We start from the raw sequence: 8060 nt of genomic DNA, 5'->3' as shown, positions 1-8060 counted from the left end.
GTAGATGCACTGAATGATGTCGTTAAAAATAATATTTCCGGCAACTTTGGACTCATTGATATCAGGCTAAGAAACACCTCAATCGATCCACTTGTATACCTATACATAAAAGAACTTATGCCAAATTTTACAGCGTTTGCTCTCGTAACCAAATCAGATTTAACGCTCCAACTGTTTAAATGTGAAACTGTCTTTATGAAAGATATGCGATTTAGAACATTTTACACATTAGCTGAAGCCGAGATTTGGATGCAGGAAGTTTTCGGAAATGAAATAAATTGTAAGGGGAAAGAGGAACTCAGTGAGCTGACAGATTAGTAGTTCTTTATCGTTGTTTACCATAACACCCGTAATATACACCACGACTTTCAGGCAGCTGTTCAGGCAGCAGAAGCGGCCTTTTTACGGGTAAGTCTGAATAGTTATTCATTCCAGAATCTTAGTTCCATTAAAGTTCTAACGGCTGCTTTTGGGAGCAAATAAGCGTTGCCGACTCTCAGTAATCGCCCGTCACCACATTACTTCAAATATCGAAAATCGACGTGAACAGGACATGAATGAGCTAAAACTCTAAGCAGGAATGGGGCATAACCGCGTTAGGAAAAGGCCGCCGAAGCGACCTTTGTTGCTTGTTTTTTCGTACGACATATAACGGATGTTACGGTAAATATTGATCGTCTTTTTCTTATGCTTATTAAGTAGTTTTTTATCAATGGACGAGCCCGATTCGGGATTTTTTCCTTTTTATCACCCATACAAAATTCCTTTTTTTTACGCACAACCAACAAGGATCACAAATTATACTTATCACCCTTTAAGTGCGCAACTGCGAGCATATAATATCAATCGTTGGCTGATTCAATGATTGATACTTACCAAAGGAATGGTACAGCCACCCCTCTATAGCTCCCCCTTAGTTCAGTTGGTAGAACAGCAGATTATTACGTTAATCTGTATGTCGCTGGTTCGAGTCCAGCAGGGAGACCCAGATTTTAGAAAACCGCTTTCATACGAGCAGTTTTCTTACGCGCTTATTCGGTAAGCGCAAATCGAAATTTCTAAGCTGCCTGTGCGGTAGTGAACATTAAAGTAAAGACTATCGCGACTAGACATAGTCGTCTTAAGTCTTTCTTACCGTAGTGCCTGTAATTATCTCCACAATAAGGACACGCATACTTTGGCGATATATATATACTACAAACCCTACACCTCACAGTCATACACTCCTCCGATACCCTGAACAAAGAAATACAACGTTCTATTCCAGATCGTAAAGCGCCTGTTATGCAATAACAAAGGCTCTGACAAATCCCCCCTAGATGACATGATGAGGGGGTAAAACAATTTGCCCAAATATGAACACTAGTGCACAAAGGGGCGGTAATTGGTGATCTCACTCACAAAACTCGGTGCGGGATGTGCCCATTACGTTAAATAGACTAGTTTTTATCCACAAAATCGGTAATTAGGTTAGGTAAAAGACGGGTATAACGACCGCTAGGTCATGCGTTATAGGTAACGTAAAATCGTGACACGTTGTACCACCAATCACACATATCAAATATGTTAAATATGTCAAATATGTCAAATACTGCAACATTCAGCGCAGGTTCAATGTTGTGAGGCTATGCTCATAGCCAATGGTTTAATGATAACCATTGGCTAACTTTGAATTGTTTTTTTAGCTGAGCAGGATGCTCAGCTTTTTTTTGCCTGGGATTCAGAATCAGTGGTTAATAACTACCGCGAGGCCATGCTTTATAGCTAACGTGAAATCATGACACGTTGTACCACCAACCACACATGTTGAATATGTTAAACGTGTTAAATATTGCAACATTCAGCACAGGTTCAATGTTATGAAGCTATGCTCACAGTCGTAGTTAGATTACCAACAGATACAACGTGTAGAAGTCGCAAAACTAAAAGCGGCAAGATAGCTACTAATCAATCCAATTTTTGGCGAGAGCATTGGAACATCCCTATCCTAATCCTCAATGTTTTTGCCCCTCAAAAATCTGTTTGGGCGACTTTGGCCTATTGCGTTAATTCGGTACCGACAATGCGTGACATTAGTGTGATTGATACTAACCAATCACAAACCAAGAAATTACAGTGCATCAATACGGATAATTGAATAATTTATAAAGGAATAATAATGTTTTTTTTATTGCTGGGACTGATCATCTTTATAACTATCCACATGCTTCCCACCATGCCATGGCTCAGGCAGAAGCTGATCGACAAGCTGGGCAGAATGCCCTATCTGGTGTTTTTTTCCACTATTTCGTTGATCTCCATATTGCTAATCATCCACGGCTTTGGTCAGGCCCCCAAAGCTCCGCTGTGGCCACCGCTGCCTTTTGCCCGGCCCATGGCCCACGCCTTGATGCCCTTTGTTTTTATATTGTTGATCGCGGCCTATCTAAACACCCATATCCGCGCCAAGCTAAAACACCCGATGTTGATTGCCACCTGTCTCTGGGCTTTCGTCCATCTACTGGCTTATGAGGGTAATCAGGCCTCCACCCTGCTCTTTAGCTGTTTCTTTGTCTATGCTCTAATCGATATTTTTCTGGCTAAGCCCAGAAGCAGCCTGAAGCCAAAGGGAAAGCCGAAGGCACTGTTCGATATCATCGCTATAGTGGTCGGACTGACCCTCTTTGGTTTGGTACTGCGTGGCCATCAGACTCTGTTCGGTGTCGCTGTTATCGGTTGATCATTAGACCACTCGCTTTTCAGCTGCGAGAGCATCATCCTCTTAGCTAATTCAAAGCCGCGCAACACGCGCGGCTTTTCTTCATCTTGAGCCTAAACTTGGCGTGATCGTGTAACGCTCAGCCTCTGTGGTACAGGTACAAAAAAGACCGCCATAAAAGGCGGCCTAAAACTGATACGCAGTTTTTTCTGCATCAGGAATGCTTTCGCGTTCCAGTGCACTTAAAAAAGATATTAAGAATTGACAGCCATTGCAAGGAATAGAGGTAGAAAATCCTACAGAGGTAGTTTCAGAAATCTAATAACGAAGGTTAATATCACTACTCCTGAACTATGCTAATCATAATGAGTATTGTTTTTTGCAAGGCGTCGCTATGAGTGTCAAAGACTTCGCAAGCGTAAAAGAATATCGCCGGAATATTGCTATCAAACTGCTTAATGACGAACACTGGACTCAACAAAAAATTGCTGATTTTCTTGAAGTTTCGCAGTCTTCTATTAGTCACTGGTTCGGAGATGTATCAGATGATCCTGTTCACGGGTTAAACGATAAATCGCATCCGGGAGCCGAGCCCAAAATTCCTGATAAAAAGCTTGAACTGGCACTGGCTATGATTTTTGATCTTACGCCGGCAGCTTTTGGTTACAACGAAGATCGCTGGACGGTCGACAGGATAACCCGTGCATTCAAAGAGTTGACTGGTACTGAGTATCATCCGTCTCGCATGCGGATATTGCTACACCAATATGGTTATTCGCCACAAAAACCAGCCCTAAGAGCGACTCAGCGTAATGAGGAGGCTATACGGGAATGGGAGAAAAATACGTGGCCGAATATAAAAAAAGGCTACTGAAGAATCTAGGCACCTGATTTTTGTGGACGAAAGCAACTTTCAGCTAATGCCGCTGGTACTGAAAACTTGGGCGGTAACAGGTGTTACGCCGAGACTTAACCACCTGTTGAACCATGATAAATTGTCCGTCATAGGCTCGGTGGATAGCAACGGGAGAGTGCTTTATTGCGAGCATTTCGGGAACATCACCAGCCAGGAAATCAAAGAGTTTCTCAAGCTGCTTAAACATAAATATCAAGGAGAAAAGCTACTGGTGATTTGGGATGGTGCACCAGTCCACAGAAGTAAGGAAGTCAGGTCTTTTCTGCAAGAACAGGATGACGGGCAGCTCTGGTTGGAACAATTGCCAGCGTATGCACCGGAACTGAATCCTCAGGAGTACATTTGGAGCTGGCTGAAAAGGCATCTGGCGAACAGAAGTTGTAAGGCTCTGTGGGAAGTGAAGGAAGTCGTCAAAGAGGCGATACAGCAACTGAGATATCTTCCAGAATTAGTGAAACGTATTATAAATGGATCACCTATTATGACTTTTCAATAACTAAATCTGTAAGTGAAGCCATTGCCTGACGTTGTTCTGTAAGAACCTTTAGCATCTAATAGAAGACATGTAACAGATGTCATTTCCCATCCGTCAACTTCATCCGCTTTCCATTTATCCACAACAAGAGCTTCATACCCTCGTGATTTGCCAAATTTCGTAAAATTTATGCATCTGGTCTTTTACGTTATCAAGTACAAAAGAGTTAGCCCAAGACCATAGCCAAGTATTAGATTTGGTTGAAATAGAACCTACAAACTGTACTTTTGCAATAACAGCAACTTTTCCATCATTAGAAAATACAAGAGTTCCGTTTTCTTGATCCCAATCGAAACGTTCATGTTCACCAAGCTTAAAGTCAACCATAAGTTTGTTTTGTTTTTCTGTCAGAGCATTATGAGCTTCAGAAACAAAATCTTCCCAACTTACATTTGCGTTAGCATTTGCGTTAGCATTTGAGATTAATAAACTCAAACCTGCTGCCAATAGTTTCTTCATAATTATCCTAAAAGGTATAACGCTTTACTCAGCTGCTTTTTGTTATGTGTTTTTTCATGTTGCACTTCATACTTAATACCATGTCTATTCTGGGAATGGCCTGTCAAAACGCCAAGCAGCAAGCTCCCAGTAAGGGCCAGCATGTTCCTTAAAGTAACAACATACTCATACAATATTCTAATTTTTTCTGTCTTTATATTACGCCCATATATTACATTTACATTCATTTCAAATACTTCCCATCCTTCATCACCGATTTAGCAGACACCCATAATTATTCTTAAATATATGGTCGATTTTTATGGGTACCTAGAAAATATTTGCTTTGTTAACGAGAGACTTTCCCGACCCAAGGATCGTACTCCGTAACGGGAAAGCGGAAGAAATAAAGTTGGTGCCCGCTAAATTGTTCCATTTATTAAACCAGAAAAAAGAAAGAACTGACCCTATTTTCCGTTATAATGCCCTACCAGTTATATACCCGTATTTAAGAGGTATTAAAAATACCATGGATATCAATGGAACCTGTATCTCATCAACAGTAGATGAGCACGGCCCAATTTATGTTTACCAAACAAGAACCAGCCGAATTCTCAGCTTTGATGGGAAAATCTATCAAAGTTGCATGAAACTAAATGACATTAATGGATTAGATCTCGGCTACACCCAGGCCATGATGGCGGGTTTATTTTTTATCCCCATAGTAAAAACAGCCACCATCATGGGGCTGGGCGCAGGCTCAATGGCAAAGAACCTGCTCAGTAGTTTCTCCGAGTTGAACGTACACGCGATTGAATACCGTGAAGCAGTGGCGAAGACCGCAAAAAAATATTTTTACTTACCCGACACTGATCGCCTCTTCATTCATATAGACGATGCTGTGAACCACATGAAAAACACCGACATGAAAAGCGATATTATCTTTTCAGATCTATACAACTCGGAAGGCATGGAACCGAAACAAGTACAATCATCCTACTTGCGTGATTGTAAAAATGCACTCAACAATCAAGGTGTCCTCGTGCTCAATATCTGGCATACGGCACTTAAATTACGAGAAGAGTTAGATGAATTACTCGCGCTCGAATTTGAAAACCGACTACTCAGTTTCGAAGTAGAAAGTGGAAACACGATCGTACTCGCATTCAAAAACGACATCCCCTCGATAAAAAGAAAAGAACTACTTACTAAAGGTAAATGGTTGCAAGAGGAAATGAACATTCCGATGGAACGTTATGCCAAATTACTCTGGGATACACAAGATTTATGAGGACTTTTGTTGCGGCACGCGGAGATTGAAGGATGCCTTTGCCTACTTGGCAATGAATTTAGAGCCAAAAAAGTTGAACCAGAATTAAATTTATGGGAAAGTCATATTTCTTATCACCAAAATCTATTTTAGGTTGCTTTGCACCGAGAAAAACTACTACTTTTTCATATGTTGCTAGCTCAATTCTTCCTAAACTACCCACGTTCTCATAATCAATGAATGCCCATTTCATTCTGATACTCTCCTTGAATGCTCTTGTTCAAGCTGTAACGGCTTTAGTAAAGCTTACATTGGCACAAACACCTTATTGGTCAGTTCTTCACGTCGCACACGATAAAAGATATTAACATCTTGTTTTTATGGAATAATTCTTTAGATCTACCAAGTTGGTTTTGGTTTGCCGAGCAAGAAAATACTTGCATGAAGAGAGAGCTCCTCATGGTGAACTCAAACTCGCCAACGCACGTTCAATTACTTGCTTCCCCTGACTCCATACTGACGCTTTCCACTCTTCAGAGTCTGGATAAAATGCCCGCAGCAAGCACCTCTTCAGCTCAACCGCCTTCGGATGAGAGGTGCCGCCGTGATGATGGAGCCAGTTCTCGGCACGCAATGCTTTGAAGACCTCCATGGGGGGGCTTTGTTGAAGCGCTCAGATAATGCTCAATGATTCCATTAACACTGAGTTCAGTTATCATAGCCAGCCTTTCATTCCGGTTAGCTGTTTAACACATGCCTTACAAACACAATGACAGAAAACGCCATCATTTTAAGAAGCATACCTACGCGTTAAATAACTATCGTGACTACAACCAGGCTCTCAAGCAACGCGGGCGGTTCGACATTTGGATATCTGAAGATATCATCAATAATTGGCAACACGATGAACGCGTTTATGATGGTACTGGCTCTTCTGTTAAGTATCCTGACAGCACCATCGAAGCCTGCCACTACATTCGATTGGTGTATAAACTTCCTCTACGTCAAGCCCAGGGATTGATTGAAAATTTGCTGATGAAGCTTGGCATGGCCAGCCTTCAATGCCCTGATTATACGTTGTTATCAAAGCGGCTAAAGCAGCTCAATCTCACGGTGCCACGCTTTAGAAAGAATGAAAAATCAGACGACAAAATTGCGGCAATAGCCATTGATTCAACGGGACTCAAGCGGTTTGGTATGGATGAATGGCACCAGGGAAAACATAAGGTTAATGTAAAACGCAGCTGGCGAAAGGCGCATTTCGCTGTTGATGAGGCACACTTTATTCAAAGTGCAGTCCTCACGGATAAAAACACCATGGATGACCAGGTTGTTGGTGATCTGTGCGAGTCTATCTCTGAGGATGTCGAGCACGTAAGTGCCGACAAAATGTATGATACCAATGCGGTATACCAAACGCTCGAAGAGAACTTCCCAAACGCTGAAATTGTAATTCCCCCTAAAGACAATACGTATGCGGATGAGGAGCATCACCCAAAGAGGATGAGTAACCTGATAGGTTGCTTCGCACTTGGCATTATCGGTTGGCAGAACGTGTGGCAATACGGCAAGAGGAATGTCTCAGAAACTGCCATGCAACGTTACAAGAAGATAATAGGCAATACATTACACAGCAGAGGCATTGAAAATCAATCAAAGGAAATGTTACTCGGTTGTTCTATTTTAAATCGCTTTACTCACCTCGGGATGCCCAATAGCTACCGGGTCGCCTAACCGTATCAAAAGACCTCGTAACTTTAGTGTTGCAACAAAGCCATGTTGAAGTGATTTACTCGTAATTTTAAGTCAATGACTGACTAGATCCGCCTCATCAGATTATTTGCAACAGCCCCATAGAAGCTAGTCAGCATGCAAGTCGGCGACAAATGTGGTGTTGTGTGTCGCTTGGCCGTTTACGGGCGGCGCTAAGTTCGCGACATGAGCCATCCTGAGATGCGGGTGGCTAGCGCTAGCGGGGCGTGCCTCGCGAAAAGCGCGATGACCTTGTTCTGGAGACCCGGGATCACCACCACCTGCCCCTTCTTCATGGCGGTATAGCCCACCTCGGCCACCGCGCGTGCATCCATAAGACGGAGCGGCCACCCGGTCGCGAGCCGCACGTTCTCCATGTCCGCTCGCCCGAAGAACGCGCTCCGCGTCGGTCCGGGGCAGAGGCACGTAACGCTGACGCCGGTCCCAGCGA

Annotated in this window: 11 protein-coding genes, 1 tRNA gene and 1 pseudogene; 7 read left to right on the top strand and 6 right to left on the bottom strand. The window is 42.8% G+C overall.

Annotated features, from left to right (window positions below):
• The 5 genes from L4D76_RS28000 to L4D76_RS27980 all read left to right on the top strand — a co-directional run.
• Positions 1-318, top strand: a 318-nt coding sequence (locus tag L4D76_RS28000; protein WP_428444110.1) for a hypothetical protein, incomplete at its 5' end; no start/stop codon positions are given.
• Between the two features lie 589 nt (positions 319-907).
• Positions 908-988, top strand: a tRNA-OTHER gene (locus L4D76_RS27995).
• Between the two features lie 1170 nt (positions 989-2158).
• Positions 2159-2719: an NnrU family protein gene (locus tag L4D76_RS27990; protein WP_428444109.1), complete on the top strand. Its 561-nt coding sequence runs from the start codon at positions 2159-2161 to the stop codon at positions 2717-2719.
• Between the two features lie 373 nt (positions 2720-3092).
• Positions 3093-3572 (top strand): winged helix-turn-helix domain-containing protein, encoded by a 480-nt coding sequence (locus L4D76_RS27985; RefSeq protein WP_428444108.1) that lies wholly within the window; start codon positions 3093-3095, stop codon positions 3570-3572.
• 22 nt (positions 3573-3594) lie between these two features.
• On the top strand, positions 3595-4110 hold the full coding sequence (locus tag L4D76_RS27980) for an IS630 family transposase (protein WP_428444107.1): 516 nt from the start codon (positions 3595-3597) through the stop codon (positions 4108-4110).
• Here L4D76_RS27980 and L4D76_RS27975 read toward each other — a convergent pair.
• From L4D76_RS27975 to L4D76_RS27965, 3 genes are read right to left on the bottom strand one after another with little or no spacing between them, the layout of a single operon-like run.
• Positions 4104-4232, bottom strand: coding sequence for a hypothetical protein (locus L4D76_RS27975; RefSeq protein WP_428444106.1), 129 nt, complete (start codon positions 4230-4232; stop codon positions 4104-4106). The two genes, L4D76_RS27980 and L4D76_RS27975, sit on opposite strands and share 7 nt — an antisense overlap.
• 10 nt (positions 4233-4242) lie before the next feature.
• Positions 4243-4608: a DUF6882 domain-containing protein gene (locus tag L4D76_RS27970; RefSeq protein WP_428444105.1), complete on the bottom strand. Its 366-nt coding sequence runs from the start codon at positions 4606-4608 to the stop codon at positions 4243-4245.
• Between the two features lie 2 nt (positions 4609-4610).
• A complete protein-coding gene (locus L4D76_RS27965; protein ID WP_428444104.1) occupies positions 4611-4835 on the bottom strand; it encodes a hypothetical protein in 225 nt (74 codons plus the stop codon).
• 281 nt (positions 4836-5116) lie between these two features.
• On the opposite strand from L4D76_RS27965, the gene L4D76_RS27960 reads away from it, so the two are divergent.
• Complete coding sequence (locus L4D76_RS27960) at positions 5117-5878, top strand: spermidine synthase (protein WP_428444103.1); 762 nt, start codon at positions 5117-5119, stop codon at positions 5876-5878.
• Between the two features lie 58 nt (positions 5879-5936).
• Here the strand turns inward: L4D76_RS27960 and L4D76_RS27955 are convergent, their stop codons facing one another.
• A complete protein-coding gene (locus L4D76_RS27955) occupies positions 5937-6110 on the bottom strand; it encodes a PIN domain-containing protein (protein WP_428444102.1) in 174 nt (57 codons plus the stop codon).
• A gap of 204 nt (positions 6111-6314) precedes the next feature.
• Positions 6315-6509, bottom strand: coding sequence for a DUF2817 domain-containing protein (locus L4D76_RS27950; protein ID WP_428444101.1), 195 nt, complete (start codon positions 6507-6509; stop codon positions 6315-6317).
• A gap of 101 nt (positions 6510-6610) precedes the next feature.
• Here L4D76_RS27950 and L4D76_RS27945 point away from each other — a divergent pair, with 101 nt between their 5' ends.
• Positions 6611-7591, top strand: coding sequence for an IS5 family transposase (locus L4D76_RS27945; RefSeq protein ID WP_428444100.1), 981 nt, complete (start codon positions 6611-6613; stop codon positions 7589-7591).
• A gap of 191 nt (positions 7592-7782) precedes the next feature.
• Here the strand turns inward: L4D76_RS27945 and L4D76_RS27940 are convergent.
• Positions 7783-8060: pseudogene (locus L4D76_RS27940) on the bottom strand (hypothetical protein); the annotation flags it as partial.

It is taken from the genome of Photobacterium sagamiensis, from assembly GCF_050337085.1.
GTDB classification, from domain to species: domain Bacteria; phylum Pseudomonadota; class Gammaproteobacteria; order Enterobacterales; family Vibrionaceae; genus Photobacterium; species Photobacterium sagamiensis.
The sequence above is the reverse complement of the archived record's forward strand: the minus strand, read 5'-3'. Positions and strand labels throughout refer to the sequence as shown.